This is a genomic window from Aestuariimicrobium soli, assembly GCF_051192575.1.
In the GTDB taxonomy this organism is placed as follows: Bacteria; Actinomycetota; Actinomycetes; order Propionibacteriales; family Propionibacteriaceae; genus Aestuariimicrobium; species Aestuariimicrobium soli.
Window position 1 is genome coordinate 334,105 of sequence record NZ_JBPJSQ010000003.1, and the last position, 15,017, is coordinate 349,121.

Here is a 15,017-nt window from a genome sequence, read left to right on the forward strand (position 1 = left end):
CTGGACCTCAGATCGAGGGGAGAACCATGCCGGGCATCATCGTCGTCGGCGCCCAGTGGGGCGACGAAGGCAAGGGAAAGGCCACCGACCAACTCGGGGAGCGCGTCGACGTCTGCGTGCGATATTCGGGCGGCAACAATGCCGGACACACCATCGTCGTCGGTGACGAGAAGTTCATCCTGCACTTGCTGCCCTCGGGCATTCTCAACCCCGACACCACCACGATCCTCGGCAACGGCGTGGTCATCGACCTCGACGTGCTGGCCACCGAGCTCGACGCCCTGTGGTCGCGTGGGGTCAACGTTCCGCACCCGCTGTTGAGCGCCAACGCGCACATCATCACGCCGTACCACTCGACCCTCGACAAGGTCACCGAGCGGTTCCTGGGCAAGCGCAAGATCGGCACCACCGGTCGCGGCGTCGGCCCGGCCTACTCCGACAAGGTCAATCGCCTCGGCATCCGGGTGCAGGACCTGTTCGACGAGTCGATCCTGCGGCAGAAGGTCGAGGCTGCGCTCGACCAGAAGAACCACCTGCTGCTCAAGGTCTACAACCGCCGCGAGATCGACCCGGTGCAGATCACCGAACTGCTGCTCAGCCATGCCGAGAAGCTGCGCCCGCACGTGATCGACTCGGCGCGGGTGATCAACGAGGCCCTCACCGAGGGCAAGGTGGTGCTCTTCGAGGGCGCCCAGGCCTCGCACCTGGACGTCGATCACGGCACCTACCCCTACGTGACCTCGTCGAACCCGACCGCGGCCGGGGCCTGCACGGGCACGGGTGTGGGCCCGACCCGCATCGACCGCGTCGTCGGCATCGCGAAGGCCTACACCACCCGCGTGGGCGAGGGGCCCTTCCCGACCGAGCTGTTCGACGACGACGGCGAGCAGCTGCGTGAGAAGGGCGGCGAGTACGGCGCGACCACGGGCCGCAAGCGTCGCTGCGGCTGGTTCGATGCGCTGGTCGTCGAGCATGCCTCGATGGTGAACGCCTTCACTGACATTTTCCTGACCAAGCTCGACATCCTGTCGGGCTGGGAGAAGATCCCGGTCTGCGTCGCCTACGACGTCAAAGGCGTGCGCCACGACACCATGCCGATGACCCAGTCGGATCTGCACCACGCGAAGCCGATCTATGAGTTCCTCGACGGTTGGACCGAGGACATCTCGTCGGCCCGCAGCTTCGAGGAGCTGCCGGCGAACTGCCAGGCCTACGTGCGCTTCCTCGAGCAGAAGATCGGCTGCCGCATCTCGGGCATCGGGGTCGGCCCCGGGCGCGAGCAGTCGGTGATGATCAACGACCTGCTCTGATCGACTTCACCACCGCGATCGAGTCCTCGGCCCCCAGGCCGGACTCGATCGCGGCGTCGTTCACGCGCTGACTTGCGGCGACGACCTCGAGCGGGGTGCCTTGGGCGGCCGCCAGATCGAGGGCCAGCTGGGCGTCCTTGCGCATCAGCGCCAGCGAGAAGACCGGGTCGAAGTCACCGGCCACGGCGCGCGGGGCGACGTCACGGAAGAGTCCCGACACGCTGGCCGCCCCCGAGTCGAGCACCACGTCGACGAACGTCTGCGGGTCGAGTCCCGACGCCTCGGCGAGTGCCAATGCCTCGCCGGTGACCGCGTTGATGGCCGACAGCATCAGGTTGTTGCAGACCTTCAACACGGCCGCCGCGCCCGCATCTCCCACCCGGACGACGCGCCGCGCCAGGGGAGCCAGCAGCACCTCGGCGCGAGCGGCCAGGTCGTCGGCGCCGCCCACCGGGATCGTCCACGAGCCGACGCCCGCAGGTCGTCCGAGAATCGGGGTGTCGAGGTGGGGTCCGCGGGCCGCGAGCTCCCGCGCGGTGGCGGGGTCGATGGTCGAGGTGTCGCAGACCAGCAGGTCGGGGCGCACCGACCAGAGTTCGTCGGTGACCTGTCGGACGATCGCTCCCGTCGGCAGCGACGCGATGCAGGCGTCAACCCGGGTGGCCAGCTCGGCGGCGGAGTCGACCACCGTCAGCCCCTCGGCCCGGGCCCGATCGCGGGCGGCGGGGTTGGCATCGGTGACCACGACGTCGACGCCGGCGGTTCGCAGGTGCTGGGCGATGGGCCAGCCCATCGCTCCCAAACCGACGACCCCAACGGGGCCTCTGACGCCAAGGTCATGCGCATCGTTGCTCATGGCCACGCATTGTTGCAGCCCGCTCGGCCCGCGCAGAACACCAGGCTGGGCTCAAAGCTCCACCGTCCACCATGGAGTTCTGCGCACACGCTGGTGTTTTGCGGAGGGGGTGGGGCACCATCGGGAGGCATGAACGCGACGCAGCGTGTGAGCCTCCAGTACGGCGACGGCGAGGTCGAGGTGGACCTGCCACCAGGCTCGGTGGTACTGACCGCCGATCTCTCCCGCGAACCCGAGCCGCTCGCCGACCCCGTGGCCGCCACCCGGGCCGCCCTCGCGAACCCCGCCGGGTCGGCCCCGATCGGTGATCGGGTGGGCCCGGGCAGCACCGTCACCATCAGCTTTCCCGACCGGGTGAAGGGTGGCGCCCACGAGACGGCCCACCGGCGGGTGGCCATTCCCGCGGTGCTCGACGAGCTGAGGGCCGCCGGGGTGCGCGACCGTGACGTCACGCTGGTCTGCGCGATCGGGTTGCACCGCAAGAATCGCACCGACGAGTGGGCCGAGTACCTCGGGGCCGACCTGCTCGAGCGCTGCCGCGATATGCGCGTGGTCAACCACGACGCCGAAGACCCCGACGCCATGGTCGACCTGGGCCACTCCGAACTGGGCGACCCCGTGGCCGCCAACCGCCACGCCGTCGAGGCCGACCTGTCGGTGCTGATCGGGCACGCGGCCGGCAACCCCTACGGCGGCTACTCCGGGGGCTGGAAGATGCCCGCGACCGGACTCACCTCGTGGCGCTCGATCGCCGCCCACCACGCTCCGTCGACGATGTATCGGCCCGATTTCGTGCCCGCCACCCCCTACGGACGATTCCGGGAGCAGCTCCGGTCGATCGGCGAGCGCATGGAGGCCCATCTGGGGTCGCCGTTCCTGGCGATCGACGCCGTGCTCGACTCCCGCTCCCGGCAGCTGGCGGTCACGGCCGGTGCCATCGGCGACGTGGAGCAGGCCTCGTGGCCGGTGGCCGGAGCACGCACCGATGTCGAACTCGACGCCGAACCCTTCGACGTGCTGCTGCTGGGCATGCCGCGAACCTTCCACTACGGGCCCGGCATGGGCTCGAACCCCGTGCTGATGATGCAGGCGTGCGGGGCGGGGGTCGTCCGGGCCGCCAAGGCGCTCATCGACCAACCGGTGGTGATCGCGGCGAGCGTGTGCGACGGCTGGTTCAACGACGACGACTTCCCGAGCTACCGGCCCGCGTTCGACCTGCTGCAGACCGTCGACCACCCCCGCGAGATGGTGCAATTCCATGATCAACTCTCCACCGACCCCGATCTGATCAGCGCCTATCGCGACCGCTGGGGCTACCACCCGTTCCACGCGTTCTCGATGGTCTACATGGGCGGAGTGGCCCTCGACAAGGCCTCACGGGTGATCATCGCCGGGGCGCAGCGCCCCGGGCTGGCCCGGGCGATGGGGGCGCGCACGGCACCCGACGTCGAGGCCGCCCTGCGCCAGGCCGCCGACCTGCTCGGACGAACCCCCCGCGTGCTCTGCGTGCCGCAGCTCACGGCCCCGGCCTTCCATCCGCACACCACCCGCTGAACGAGACTACGGCAACCACTGGCAACCCCTATTGGCACGTGCTAGCCATGGGCAGTCTGCAGGCATGATCAGAGCAGCGCTGGTGGGTACCGGGTTCATCGCCGGGGTGCACGCCGAGGCGATCGCGCGAGCGACGGGGGTCGAACTCGCCTGCGTCGTCGAGCGCAGTCGTCGCGAGCCGGCGTGGGGCGACCGCCATGGCGTGCCGACCTTCCGCACGCTGACCGAGGCGGCCGAGGCGACCGACGTCGATCTGGCCGTGGTGACGGTGCCGACCGGGGCCCACGTCGCGGTGGCGACCGAGGCCCTCGGGCTGGGTCTGCACGTGCTGCTCGAGAAGCCCGCCGACATCACCCTGGAGAAGGTCGACGGGCTGCTCGAGGTCGAACGTGCCTCGGGGGTGACCGTCGCGGTGGTGAGCCAGCACCGGTTCGACGCCGGCACCGCTCTGGTGCGGCAGCGGATCGCCGAGGGCGCGTTCGGGCGGATCACCTCGGGCCTGGCCTCCACCGCCTGGTGGCGCCCCCAGGCCTACTTCGACGAGAGCGACTGGCGCGGCACCTGGCGCCACGACGGCGGCGGAGCGGTCATCAACCAGGGCATCCACGCGCTCGACCTGCTGGTGCACCTGCTCGGTCGCCCCACCGAGGTGTTCGCCTGGGCGGCCACGCTCGCTCACGCCATCGAGGTGGAGGACACGGCGGTCGGCGTCGTCCGATTCGAGAACGGAACCCTGGGCATGCTGCACGCGACCACGGCGGCGAACCCGGGGCTGAGCGTCACCCTGGGGGTGATGGGCACGCGCGGGTCGGCGCTGCTCGAGAACCACCAACTGCGCTACCTGCACCACGGCGAGGGCCACGACGACCCCCGCCTCAGGGAGGGGTCGCTGACCATCACCAACCAGGTGGACGAGCTGCCCCCCGACCTGCGCGAGGCGGTACAGGCCGAGGAACCGCTGGGGGTGGGGCACGCCCGGCAGTACGAGGCGATGGTCGACGCCCTCGAGGCCTGGAAGGCGGGGGAGCGGGGGGTTCGTCCGCCGGTGTCGCTGGCCGACCATCGGGTCTCGCTGGCGCTGGTGCTGGGGCTGTACGAGTCGGCGCGGACGGGATTGCCGGTCAGCCTGTGAGGTCCGCCCCGGTGCGGGCGAGTGTGCGGCTGGCGCATCCGAGTCGCCGTTCGTGGCTCATCTGGGGAACGAACCCCGTTTCGGGTGCGCATTTCACACAAAACGCCGGCAGCCGGGCGCGGCTTGGGCGCCGGTGACCGCCACCGCCGACAGCAATTAGGCTGACCCTGTGAATCCCACCCCCTTCAGCGTTCTCGTCGTGGGCGGGGGCGGCCGCGAGCACGCTCTGGCCCGCGCCATCGCCGCCGACCCGCTGGTCGAGGCCGTGCACGTGGCCCCCGGCAACCCCGGCACCGCGAGCTTCGCCACCAACCACGCCGTCGATCAACTCGACGGTGACGCCGTGGCCGCACTCGCCGTCGAGCTCGGTGTGGGCCTGGTGGTGGTCGGCCCCGAGGCCCCGCTGGTCGCCGGTGTCGCCGATGCCGTGCGGGCCGCGGGCATCCCGTGCTTCGGTCCCAGCGCCGAGGCCGCCCAACTCGAGGGGTCGAAGGCATTCGCCAAGGACGTGATGGCCTCCGCGGGGGTGCCCACGGCCGCCGCCCGCGTCTGCACCACTCCCGAGGAGGCGGCTGCCGCCCTCGATGAGTTCGGTGCCCCCCACGTCGTCAAGGACGACGGTCTCGCAGCCGGCAAGGGAGTGATCGTCACCGACGACCGTGCCGCCGCCCTCGAGCACGCCGCCGGCTGCGAGCGGGTGGTCATCGAGGACTACCTCGACGGTCCCGAGATCAGCCTGTTCGTGGTCACCGACGGCACCACCTGCGTGGCGCTGCAGCCGGCCCAAGACTTCAAGCGGGTCGGCGAGGGCGACACCGGCCCGAACACTGGCGGTATGGGTGCCTACTCGCCGCTGCCCTGGGCTCCGGACGACCTGGCCGAGCAGGTGCTCGCCACCGTCGCCCGGCCCACCCTCGACGAGCTGCGCCTGCGCGGCATCGAGTTCTCTGGCCTGCTCTACTGCGGCCTCGCTCTCACGAGCACGGGGCTCAAGGTGGTCGAGTTCAACGCCCGCTTCGGCGATCCCGAGACGCAGGCGCTGATGGCGCTCATCGACGCCCCCGTCGGGCAGCTGCTGTTGGCCGCCGCCACCGGCACCCTGGCCGACTTCGGCGCCGTCGGCTGGCGCGAGGGGTCGTCCGTCGTGGTGGTGATGGCCGCCGACGGATACCCGGGCACCCCCGCCCAGGGTGGGGTGATTCGCCTGCCCGCCGACCGCGACGACGCCTGGGTGATCCATGCCGGCACCGCGCTCGACCAGAGCCGGGGCGACCATGATCAACTCGTCGCCGCCGGTGGTCGGGTGCTCACCGTCGTCGGACGAGGCCCCGACCTCGCCGCCGCCCGCGCCGAGGCCTACGCGCTGGTCGACGCCATCGACTTCGAGACCGGATTCGTCCGCCGTGACATCGCCGAGCGAGTGCTCGCCGGCGAGCCTGCCTGAGGAGACCCCATGCCCGAGCGCACCAGCGTTCCCAACGTGCTCGCCAACCGCTACGCGTCCGACGCGATCCGCACCGTGTGGAGCCCCGAGAACAAGATCATCGCCGAGCGTCAGCTGTGGCTGGCCGTGATCGAGGCGCAGCGCGACCTGGGCGTCGCCTTCACCGCACCCGACGGAACGGCCGAGGACGTCGACCAGGTGTTGGCCGATTACCGGGCCGTCATCGACCGTGTTGATCTTGGTTCGATCGCCGCCCGCGAGCGGGTCACCAAGCACGACGTCAAGGCGCGCATCGAGGAGTTCAACGAGCTGGCCGGGCACGAGCACGTGCACAAGGGCATGACCAGCCGCGACCTCACCGAGAACGTCGAGCAGTTGCAGGTGCTGGCCTCGCTGCGGGTGGTGCGTGACCGCATCGTGGCCGCGCTGGCGATGCTCGCCGATCTGGCCGCTCGCTTCGCCGACCAGCCGATCGCGGGCCGTTCACACAACGTGGCCGCCCAGATCACCACCCTCGGCAAGCGGTTCGCCACCGTCGCCGACGAGTTGCTGGTCGCGCACGCCCGCATCGACGAGCTGATCGCTCGCTACCCCGCGCGCGGCATCAAGGGGCCCGTCGGCACCAGTCAGGACATGCTCGACCTGCTCGGCGGTGACGAGGCCAAGATGGCCGACCTCGAGCAGCGCATCGCCGCGCACCTCGGCTTCGGCCGGGTGTTCACCTCGACCGGGCAGGTCTACCCGCGCTCGCTCGACTACGACGTGATCACCGCGCTAGCCCAGGTCGCCGCCGCCCCGTCGAACCTCGCCACCTCCATCCGCCTGATGGCCGGGCACGAGCTGGTCACCGAGGGCTTCAAGCCGGGCCAGGTGGGGTCGTCCGCGATGCCCCACAAGATGAACACTCGCTCCTGCGAGCGGGTCAACGGGCTGGCCGTGATCGTGCGTGGTTACGTCTCGATGGTGGGCGAACTCGCCGGTGACCAGTGGAACGAGGGCGATGTCTCGTGTTCGGTGGTGCGCCGGGTCGCGCTGCCCGATGCGTTCTTCGCGCTCGACGGCCTGTTCGAGACCTTCCTCACCGTACTCACCGATTTCGGCGCCTTCCCGGCCGTGATCGAGGCCGAACTGGCCCGCTACCTGCCCTTCCTCACCACCACCAAGATGCTGATGGGCGCCGTGCGCGCCGGTGTCGGACGAGAGGCCGCCCACGAGGCCATCAAGGAGAATGCGGTGGCCGTGGCGCTCGAGATGCGCGCCTCGGGCGCACGGACGAACGACCTGCTCGACCGACTGGCGGCCGACGAGCGGCTGGGGCTGTCGAAGGCTCACCTCGAGGGCATGCTCACCGAGCCGCTCGAGTTGTCGGGGGCGGCCCGGTCGCAGGTGGCCGCGCTGGTGGCCCGCATCGGCGAGCTGGCCCAGGCCAACCCGCAGGCGGCCGCCTATCGTCCGGGCGAGGTGCTCTGACCGCGCTGGTGTGACCGTGGTGGCGCCGTGGTGGACCGCTCGACCATTGCGGTCGGCAGCATCACGGCGTCGGGTTCCTGGCCGAGGGCCAACTGTGCCGCCGCCAACCCCAACTCGCGCGCGGGAATGCGCACCGTGGTGAGCCTCAGGTCGGCCGCGAAGGCGGCGTCGTCGAAGCCGACCACCGAGACGTCCTCGGGCACCCGGATGCCGGCATCGTCGAGCGCGATCAGCACTCCGGCAGCCACCTGATCGGTGTGGGCCACCACCGCCGTGAAGCCACTCAACCCGTTCGCCAGAACGGCCTCCATGACGGCTCGACCCGAGTCGCGGTCCCAGGCCGGGCCGACGACCAGAGCCGGGTCGAGGTCGCCGTCGGCCGCCTCGAGGGCGCGACGCCAGCCGCGCTGACGTTCGCGGGTGATCGACTGGTCGGCCGGCCCGCTCACCTGCAGGATGCGCCGGTGCCCGAGGGCGGTGAGCTGGGCGATCGCCTGTTCGGCCCCGCCTTCGCCGTCGTACTGCACCACCGACTGTTCGAGGTCGGCGTGCAGGGGTGGGCGAGCGCACAGCACCAGGCGCCCACCCGCTGCGGCCAGGGCACGGGCCTCGTCCGCCATGCCCCGCTGGTAGGCGTCGTCGTCGACGACCGACCCGATCATCACCACCGCCTCGACCGCCTGCGCCCTCAGCCGGCGGACCGCCTGCAGTTCGCGCTCGGGATCACCCGCCGTGGTGGCGATCAGGCACAGCCGCCCGGCTTCGGCGAGCGCGCCGGTCAGGGTCTGGGTCAGTTCGAGCAGGAACCCGTCGTCGAGCATTCTCAGCACGAGAGCGACGGGCGCCGAGGCGGGGCGGGTGAGGGCCCGCGCGTGTGGGTTGGCGACGTAACCCAGCTCACGCACCGCCTGCGCGACCTTCTCCCGAGTGCGGGGGGCGGCGGTGTAGCTGTCGTTCAGGATGCGCGAGACGGTCGCGACCGACACGCCGGCACGCTCGGCCACGTCGCGGATGCCCACCCGGCGCTTCTCGGTCACCGCGTCAGTGTAGTAGCCCTTGACCCGAGATTGTTAAACCGGTTTACTCTTGCATGGAGCCAGCGATGGACGGACGACGCCCTCCCCCCACGGCAATGACGCCGATCGTCGCTGGCCCCCCACTTCTCACCCCTGGGAGCCCCCGTGCCCGCATCAGATCCCCGTCCCACGTCAACCAGGCTGCCCCGCCAGCGCTGGACCCGTCACCGCTGGAGCCGGGCGCTGATCACCCTGCTCGGCATGGTGACGGCCATGGCGGGCGTCATCGCCCCGGCCCCGGCCGCCGCCGAACCGGACGACTCGTCCACCAGTCTGGTCGCCCAGGTGCTGGCCGTCAGCCCGCAGCACCCTCGCCTGCTGGTCACGCCGTCGTCCGTCGATGACCTGCGCACCCGGGTCGAGGGAGACGCCAGGCTGCAGCGCTGGCAGCAGGCCCTGGTCGTCACGGCCGAGGGCATGCTCACCGAGCCGGTACCGATCCAGGGCGGCGGGAACGTCTCGGGCGATCTCGAGGACGTCGTCAAGAAGCGGGTGTACACCCTCGGCCTGCTCTACCTGCTGACCGACGATCGCCGCTACGCCGACCGGGCGGTCGCCGAGGTGATGGCCGTGTCGTCGTTCACCACCTGGAACCCCAGTCATTTCCTCGACGTGGCCGAGATGACCCAGGCGGTGGCCATCGGTTACGACTGGCTGTACCCGGTGCTGACCGATCAGCAACGGGCCACGATCCGGCAGGCGCTGCTCGAGAAGTCCCTGCGACCCGCGTGGGCCTACTACGGGCAGACCACCAGCTTCTTCACGCAGACCCACAACTGGAATCTCGTGTGCAACACCGTCGCGTTGGGGGCGTTGGCGATCGCCGAGGACGAGCCGGAGGTGGCCGAGCAGGTGCTGGCGGCCAGCGTGGCCTCGATTCGCCACGGCATCACCGAGTACGCACCCGACGGTGGCTACGCCGAGAGCCCCGTCTACTGGGCCTACGGCACCGATGCCCTGGTCAGCTACCTCGCGGCCCTGACGACGGCCACCGGATCCGATCAGGGTCTGGGCGACCTGCCGGGGCTGGCCGAGACGGGCTGGTTCGGTCTGCACGTCACCGGCCCGACCGGGCTGGCCGCCAACTTCGGTGACGGTGGCACGGACTTCCTCGGGTCGGTGACCCCCGGATGGCAACTGCCCCACCAGCTGTGGTTGGCGCAGCGCTACGACCTGCCCACGGTGGCTGCCTGGGAGGCCGAGCGGGCCGACCTGTCACCGAGCCCCCTCGATCTGATCTGGTACGACCCGGGGAGCGGCACCGGCCAGACGCACCCCGCCTCGACCGATGCGACCTTCGCCGGCGTCGAGTTGGCGACCGCGCGCAGCGGCTGGTCGCCCCAGTCGGTGGGGGTGGCCTTCAAGGGGCTGCGGGCCGGCTACGACCAGGTCGTCGCCCACGAGAACCTCGACGCCGGCAACCTGACCCTCGACGCGCTGGGCGTGCGGTGGTTCGAGGAACTGGGCGGCGATGGCTACGGCCTGCCCGGTTACTTCGACTGGAAACTCGACCACGGCGGACGATGGGACCATCTCGTGGCCCGCACCGAGGGACAGAACACGGTGGTGATCGGTGGCGGACCCGTGCCCTCGACCGCACTCACGGCCGGGGCCACGGTCGAGACCCGGATCGCGACCCCACGCCGATGGGCGGCGGTGACCGACCTGACGGCGATGTATGCGGGAACGGCGGTGACCGGCGCCCAGCGCGGCGTGCAACTGTTCGACGACCGTCGCCAGGTGCTGGTGCAGGACGAGATCGTCGCCGCCAACCCCGTCGACGTCGTGTCGGTGTTCCACACGCGCGCCGACGTGACCATCGCCAGCGACGGCCGCTCCGCCGTGCTGACCCGCGGTGGTCAGCGGGTGTGGCTGCAACTGCTCGGTGACGCCGGGCTGGGCGGGCAGTTCACCGTCGGGCGGACGGCGCCCCTGCCGTCGAGCCCGGCTCCGGCCGGGCAGAGTGCCCAACCGGGCCTGTCGGCGGTGACGATCCGCCTCTCGGGGGTCACGCAGGCCAGGTTCGCGGTGCGGGTGATGCCGCTCGACGCCGGGCAGCAGCCGCCCACCGACCGGCCGGCGCTCGTCCCTCTCGATGCCTGGGCGCCCACGGCGGACGACGCCACCACCACACTGTCGGGCATCTCGGTCGACGGCGTGCCGCTGCCGGGCTTCGCTCCCGACCGGTTCCGCCACGACGTGGTGCTGCCGGGCGACGCCGAGACCGCCCCCAGGGTGTCGGTCACGGCGACCCGCACGTCGCGGGTGAGCAAGATCACCCAGGCCGACGATCCCTCGTCCGAGCTGGGGATGGGCGTGGCCACCATCACCACCGAGGTGCGCGAGGGCCGCTCGTGGCGACCCGGGCCCACCTACCGGGTTCACTTCCGGCAGCCCGGCCGGCTGGGGACGAGTCTGCCGGTGGTCGCGGCTCGGGCCTCGTCCGACGACGGCAATCCCGCGGGTGGAGCCGTCGACGGCAATCTGGGCACCCGCTGGACCGCCCTGGGCGACGGCGTCACCCTCACCCTCGATCTCGGGCGGCCCAGCACGGTGGCGGCGATCACCGGTCAGTGGGCCAACGGATTCGCCCGCACCTCCCGCTTCGACGTGGTCACCTCGACCGACGGGGTGGCGTGGTCGCCAGCCCTGCTGGGAGCCAGCACCCGCGGCGGCAGTGACAACGTCGAGGCCTTCACGTTCGACCCGAGGGCTGCCCGGTACGTGCGGCTCGTCGGCCACGGGAACTCGGTGAGCGGCTACACCTCGATTCTCGAGCTGCGGGTGCACGCCACCGCCGCCAGCGCCTTGGCCGAGGTGCCCAATCTGCCACCCCGGTTGACGGCGCTGAGCGCCACGCCCGCCGCGGTCACCACCCAGGTCGGGGCCAGCACGCCGGTGTCGCTGGCCGGACTGATGACCGATGGTGCGGCGGCCGACCTGTCCCACGGTGCGGTGGTCTGGCAGAGCCTCGACCCGACCGTGGCGACGGTCTCGTCCGAGGGGTTGGTCACGGCGGTGGCCGGCGGCAGCACCACGGTGACCGCCCTGGTCACGCTGGGTTCGGGGTTCGCGGTGGCGCGCGTGCCGGTCACCGTGGACGACCCGGGCCACGTGGCGGCGGTGGCCGACGGGTTCGTGTTCGCGGGCACCCCGACGACCGGGAACTCGAAGGGCACCACCCTCGAGGTGCGCAACAATCCGACGTTGGGCAGCGGCTACGAGCGGATCGCTTACCTGACCTTCGCGGCGCCGCAGTACGGGTGTCGGGTGACCCGCGCGGTGCTGCACCTGAGCGGCCAGATCGCGACGACGGAGTCGAGCGCCACCGACGCCATTCGGGTGGCCGAGTCGGGCTGGGTCGAGGGCGGCTTGACGTGGGCGAACCGCCCCGACTTGGGCGCCACGCTCGGCACGGTCACGCTGACGCGCACGGCCGGCTGGGTCGAGGTCGACCTCACCGACCACGTGCGCGCGCAGTTGTGCGCCGGGCAGGAGGTGCGCCTGGCGATCGCGTCGACGGTGTCGTCCTACGGGCCGCTGACGCGCTACGCGAGCCGGGAGGCCAGCACCGGCTCGCCCTACCTGGAGCTCACCTTGGCCTGACCTTCCTACAAACGTCTACACGCCTGCTCGGATGACCCCCAGTTTTCGGGGGTCATCCGAGCAGGCGTGTAGAAGTTAGTAGCCGACCGTCCTCAGCCGGCGCGGCGGCGCACGTGCCAGCGCGTGCGCACCCGCCCCCACAGCGTGCGCTGCACCACCAACGTCAGCCACCCGGCGGCGGCCATGGCGGTGAGGTTGAGCGCCAACTGCAGCAGACTGCCGCGCACCTCGTGCCACGCCCCGAAGACCAACCCCAGGGCGACGTTGGCGGCCGCGGGAATCGTGGTCACCGACACGAACGCCCCCGAGAGTCCGTCGCGCTTGTCCGAGGTGATCGCCAGCACGCCCGCCGAGGCGGCGATCATGCCCACGATGAACGACCAGCGGTCGGGTGTGTAGATGAAGGCCGTCGCCGGACGAGGGCCGGTCACGTGCTCGGCGCTGATCCAGCCCAGCCATCGTCCGGCCAACCCGAACAGGGCGGTCACCGCCATCGCCAGGGCGAAGCCGACCCCCAGCGTCCGCAGCGCCTGGCCGAGCAGCGCCCAGCGGCGACGCAGCACGCCCACCGAGGCGGCGGCGATCGCCCCGAACTCGGGGCCGAGAATCATCGCCCCGACCACCAGGATCGGCGAGTCGAGCACGATGGCGATGGCCGCCAGCAGGGTGGCCAGGCAGATGGTGGTGGCGAACACCCACGTGAAGGTCGAGTCACCGCGCAGGGTCTGCACGACGTCGGCCCACAGCACGGCATCGGTGCCCTCACCGGGAGCGCGACGTTCGGCCTCCAGCTGGCGCCGTGACAACCAAGTGTCGACGGGTTGCACCAGCACGGTGCCGTGCTCGGGCACGTCGGCGTCCCGCAACCTCGTCAGCAGGGCGTCGCCCGACTCGCGGGCCACGTCGATGGTGATCACGTCACCGGGTGGCCGCACCGAGGCCCCCGGGAGCACCGCCACCGACGAGATCCCGGGGTCGTCCTCGCAGAGCGCCAGCACGCGGGGCGTCAGTTCGGCGGGCACCCTGACGGTCACGGTCAACACGGCTTCAGTGTGACAGCGCGCCCTGCCCATGGCTGGGGAACTGTCCGGAGCAACGGTCGGATGATGACTGTCTGGGAAATGTCGGAGGGTGGGCGCATGCTTGGCCCATGGCCAGCAAGACCGAACGCGCCCCGATCCCGCTCGAGTTCGTCGAGCGGGTGCGTGCGGTCATGGATGCCCTGCCCCGCACGCACGAGGAGGACGCATGGACGGGGGTGCGGTGGCGCGTGCGCCAGGTGACCATCGCCCACCTGTTCGGCGGTGAGGACCAGCAGGTCAGGATCACGTTCAAGGGCTCGTCCGACGAGGTGCATGCGTTCGGCGAGATGGGTCACCCGTACTTTCGCACCGAGTGGAGCGAGGACACCATCGGCATGGTGCTCGACGCGTCCACCGACTGGCAGGAGGTGGCCGAGATGCTGCAGGACTCCTACCGGCTGCAGACCGGACGACCCGCCCCCTGAACTCGCGACCGGTCGCGGTCAGTGCACGGGTGCGGGGCCGGACGAGTCGCGGAACGAGGCGCCCGCGGTCAGGGTCTGCGTGGTCGGGGAGAGGTCTCCCTCGGCCAGCAGCCGGCGCACGGCGGCACGACCGAGGTCGGCCGCCAGATCGGTGGTGGTGGTCAGCGAGGGCACCGCGATGTCGCGGAGCGAGTCGTCATGACCCACCACGGAGAGGTTGTCGGGCGGGCGAAAGTTGCGCCGGAACAGGGCCGCCACCACGCCCTGGGCCATCCGGTCGTTGGCGCAGACGGCGGCGGTCGCGCCGGAGGCGAGCACCGCGTCAGTGAGCGACTCGCCGGCCTTGATGGTGCTCTCGGTGTGGGGGAGCACCGTGAGCGTCACGTCGCGCTCGGAGCACAGTTCGGTGAACACGGCCAGCTTGTGCCGGGGCATCCAGCGCTCCGACGGTCCGGGAAGGTAGGCCAGGTGCCGGTGTCCGTGGCCCATCAGGTGGTCGAGGATGGCCACCATGGCGGGCCGCGACTCGATCAGCTCGCAGGCGACGCCGGGAATGCTGCGCTGCAGCAGCACCAGCCGCTTGCGTTCGGCGATGGAGCGCAGGGCCTCGTCCGACGCCCGGGCGCCCAGCAGGATCAGCCCGCGCGCCATGTCAGACATGGTGTCGGCCCACTCGGACTCGCGTTGGTCGATGGCATTGGTGTCGCCGACGGCGAGCCAGAGCCCGTGCTCGTAGGCCTCGGCCTGCGCACCCTTGATCGCCGAGGTCATGAAGGGGTCGGCGATGTCGGTGACCAGCATGCCGATGATCGGTGAACTGCCGGTGATGAGCGCCTTCGCGAGTGGGTTCACCCGATAGTTCATCTGCTCGGCGACTTCCCTGATGCGCGCCACGGTGTCGGCGTTGAGTCGTTCCGGGTGGGTGAAGGCGCGCGACACCGTCGACACCGCCACCCCCGCCTCGCGTGCGACGTCCTTGAGCGTGGCCAACCGAACTCCTTGGTTTGCCCCCAGCAAACAGAGGGAAGAAGCACACCATACCGCCTGTCACCCCCTACGGGT

The 15,017-nt window shown here is 71.0% G+C and carries 11 protein-coding genes; 7 read left to right on the forward strand and 4 right to left on the reverse strand.

Annotation, left to right across the window (positions count from 1 at the left end; all coding sequences use genetic code 11):
* The first annotated feature begins 26 nt into the window (after window positions 1-26).
* On the forward strand, window positions 27-1,310 hold the full coding sequence (locus ACSDQ9_RS05325; RefSeq protein WP_435144541.1) for an adenylosuccinate synthase: 1,284 nt from the start codon (window positions 27-29) through the stop codon (window positions 1,308-1,310).
* On the opposite strand, the gene ACSDQ9_RS05330 is transcribed toward ACSDQ9_RS05325, so the two are convergent.
* Window positions 1,294-2,166 carry an NAD(P)-dependent oxidoreductase gene (locus ACSDQ9_RS05330; protein ID WP_435144543.1) on the reverse strand — a complete coding sequence of 291 codons (873 nt, stop codon included), beginning with the start codon at window positions 2,164-2,166 and terminating at the stop codon, window positions 1,294-1,296. The genes ACSDQ9_RS05325 and ACSDQ9_RS05330 overlap by 17 nt on opposite strands.
* A gap of 129 nt (window positions 2,167-2,295) precedes the next feature.
* Here ACSDQ9_RS05330 and ACSDQ9_RS05335 point away from each other — a divergent pair, with 129 nt between their 5' ends.
* From ACSDQ9_RS05335 to purB, 4 genes are all read left to right on the forward strand, one after another.
* Window positions 2,296-3,720 (forward strand): lactate racemase domain-containing protein, encoded by a 1,425-nt coding sequence (locus ACSDQ9_RS05335; RefSeq protein ID WP_435144546.1) that lies wholly within the window; start codon window positions 2,296-2,298, stop codon window positions 3,718-3,720.
* 64 nt (window positions 3,721-3,784) lie between these two features.
* Entirely contained in the window at window positions 3,785-4,852 is a 1,068-nt protein-coding gene (locus ACSDQ9_RS05340) for a Gfo/Idh/MocA family protein (RefSeq protein WP_435144548.1), read from the forward strand.
* A 169-nt stretch (window positions 4,853-5,021) separates the two neighbouring features.
* Complete coding sequence (gene purD / locus ACSDQ9_RS05345; protein WP_435144551.1) at window positions 5,022-6,296, forward strand: phosphoribosylamine--glycine ligase; 1,275 nt, start codon at window positions 5,022-5,024, stop codon at window positions 6,294-6,296.
* A 9-nt stretch (window positions 6,297-6,305) separates the two neighbouring features.
* On the forward strand, window positions 6,306-7,766 hold the full coding sequence (purB, locus tag ACSDQ9_RS05350) for an adenylosuccinate lyase (protein ID WP_435144553.1): 1,461 nt from the start codon (window positions 6,306-6,308) through the stop codon (window positions 7,764-7,766).
* Here purB and ACSDQ9_RS05355 read toward each other — a convergent pair.
* Complete coding sequence (locus ACSDQ9_RS05355; RefSeq protein ID WP_435144556.1) at window positions 7,742-8,803, reverse strand: LacI family DNA-binding transcriptional regulator; 1,062 nt, start codon at window positions 8,801-8,803, stop codon at window positions 7,742-7,744. The genes purB and ACSDQ9_RS05355 overlap by 25 nt on opposite strands.
* Before the next feature lie 144 nt (window positions 8,804-8,947).
* Here ACSDQ9_RS05355 and ACSDQ9_RS05360 point away from each other — a divergent pair, with 144 nt between their 5' ends.
* Window positions 8,948-12,448 carry a CBM96 family carbohydrate-binding protein gene (locus ACSDQ9_RS05360; protein ID WP_435144558.1) on the forward strand — a complete coding sequence of 1,167 codons (3,501 nt, stop codon included), beginning with the start codon at window positions 8,948-8,950 and terminating at the stop codon, window positions 12,446-12,448.
* A gap of 92 nt (window positions 12,449-12,540) precedes the next feature.
* Here the strand turns inward: ACSDQ9_RS05360 and ACSDQ9_RS05365 are convergent, their stop codons facing one another.
* Window positions 12,541-13,491, reverse strand: coding sequence for a DUF389 domain-containing protein (locus tag ACSDQ9_RS05365; RefSeq protein WP_435144560.1), 951 nt, complete (start codon window positions 13,489-13,491; stop codon window positions 12,541-12,543).
* A 107-nt stretch (window positions 13,492-13,598) separates the two neighbouring features.
* Between ACSDQ9_RS05365 and ACSDQ9_RS05370 the strand changes: the two genes are divergently transcribed.
* Window positions 13,599-13,955 (forward strand): MmcQ/YjbR family DNA-binding protein, encoded by a 357-nt coding sequence (locus ACSDQ9_RS05370; protein ID WP_435144563.1) that lies wholly within the window; start codon window positions 13,599-13,601, stop codon window positions 13,953-13,955.
* Window positions 13,956-13,973: 18 nt separating this feature from the next.
* Here ACSDQ9_RS05370 and ACSDQ9_RS05375 read toward each other — a convergent pair whose 3' ends face one another.
* On the reverse strand, window positions 13,974-14,945 hold the full coding sequence (locus ACSDQ9_RS05375; protein ID WP_435144565.1) for a LacI family DNA-binding transcriptional regulator: 972 nt from the start codon (window positions 14,943-14,945) through the stop codon (window positions 13,974-13,976).
* Between the last annotated feature and the right edge of the window lie 72 nt (window positions 14,946-15,017).

Bases quoted from the DNA above. Each gene is read 5' to 3' on its own strand.
- ACSDQ9_RS05325 (WP_435144541.1), top strand. From the start codon at position 27: ATGCCGGGCATCATCGTCGTCGGCGCCCAGTGGGGCGACGAAGGCAAG.
- ACSDQ9_RS05330 (WP_435144543.1), bottom strand. From the start codon at position 2,166: ATGAGCAACGATGCGCATGACCTTGGCGTCAGAGGCCCCGTTGGGGTC.
- ACSDQ9_RS05335 (WP_435144546.1), top strand. From the start codon at position 2,296: ATGAACGCGACGCAGCGTGTGAGCCTCCAGTACGGCGACGGCGAGGTC.
- ACSDQ9_RS05340 (WP_435144548.1), top strand. From the start codon at position 3,785: ATGATCAGAGCAGCGCTGGTGGGTACCGGGTTCATCGCCGGGGTGCAC.
- purB (WP_435144553.1), top strand. From the start codon at position 6,306: ATGCCCGAGCGCACCAGCGTTCCCAACGTGCTCGCCAACCGCTACGCG.
- ACSDQ9_RS05370 (WP_435144563.1), top strand. From the start codon at position 13,599: ATGGCCAGCAAGACCGAACGCGCCCCGATCCCGCTCGAGTTCGTCGAG.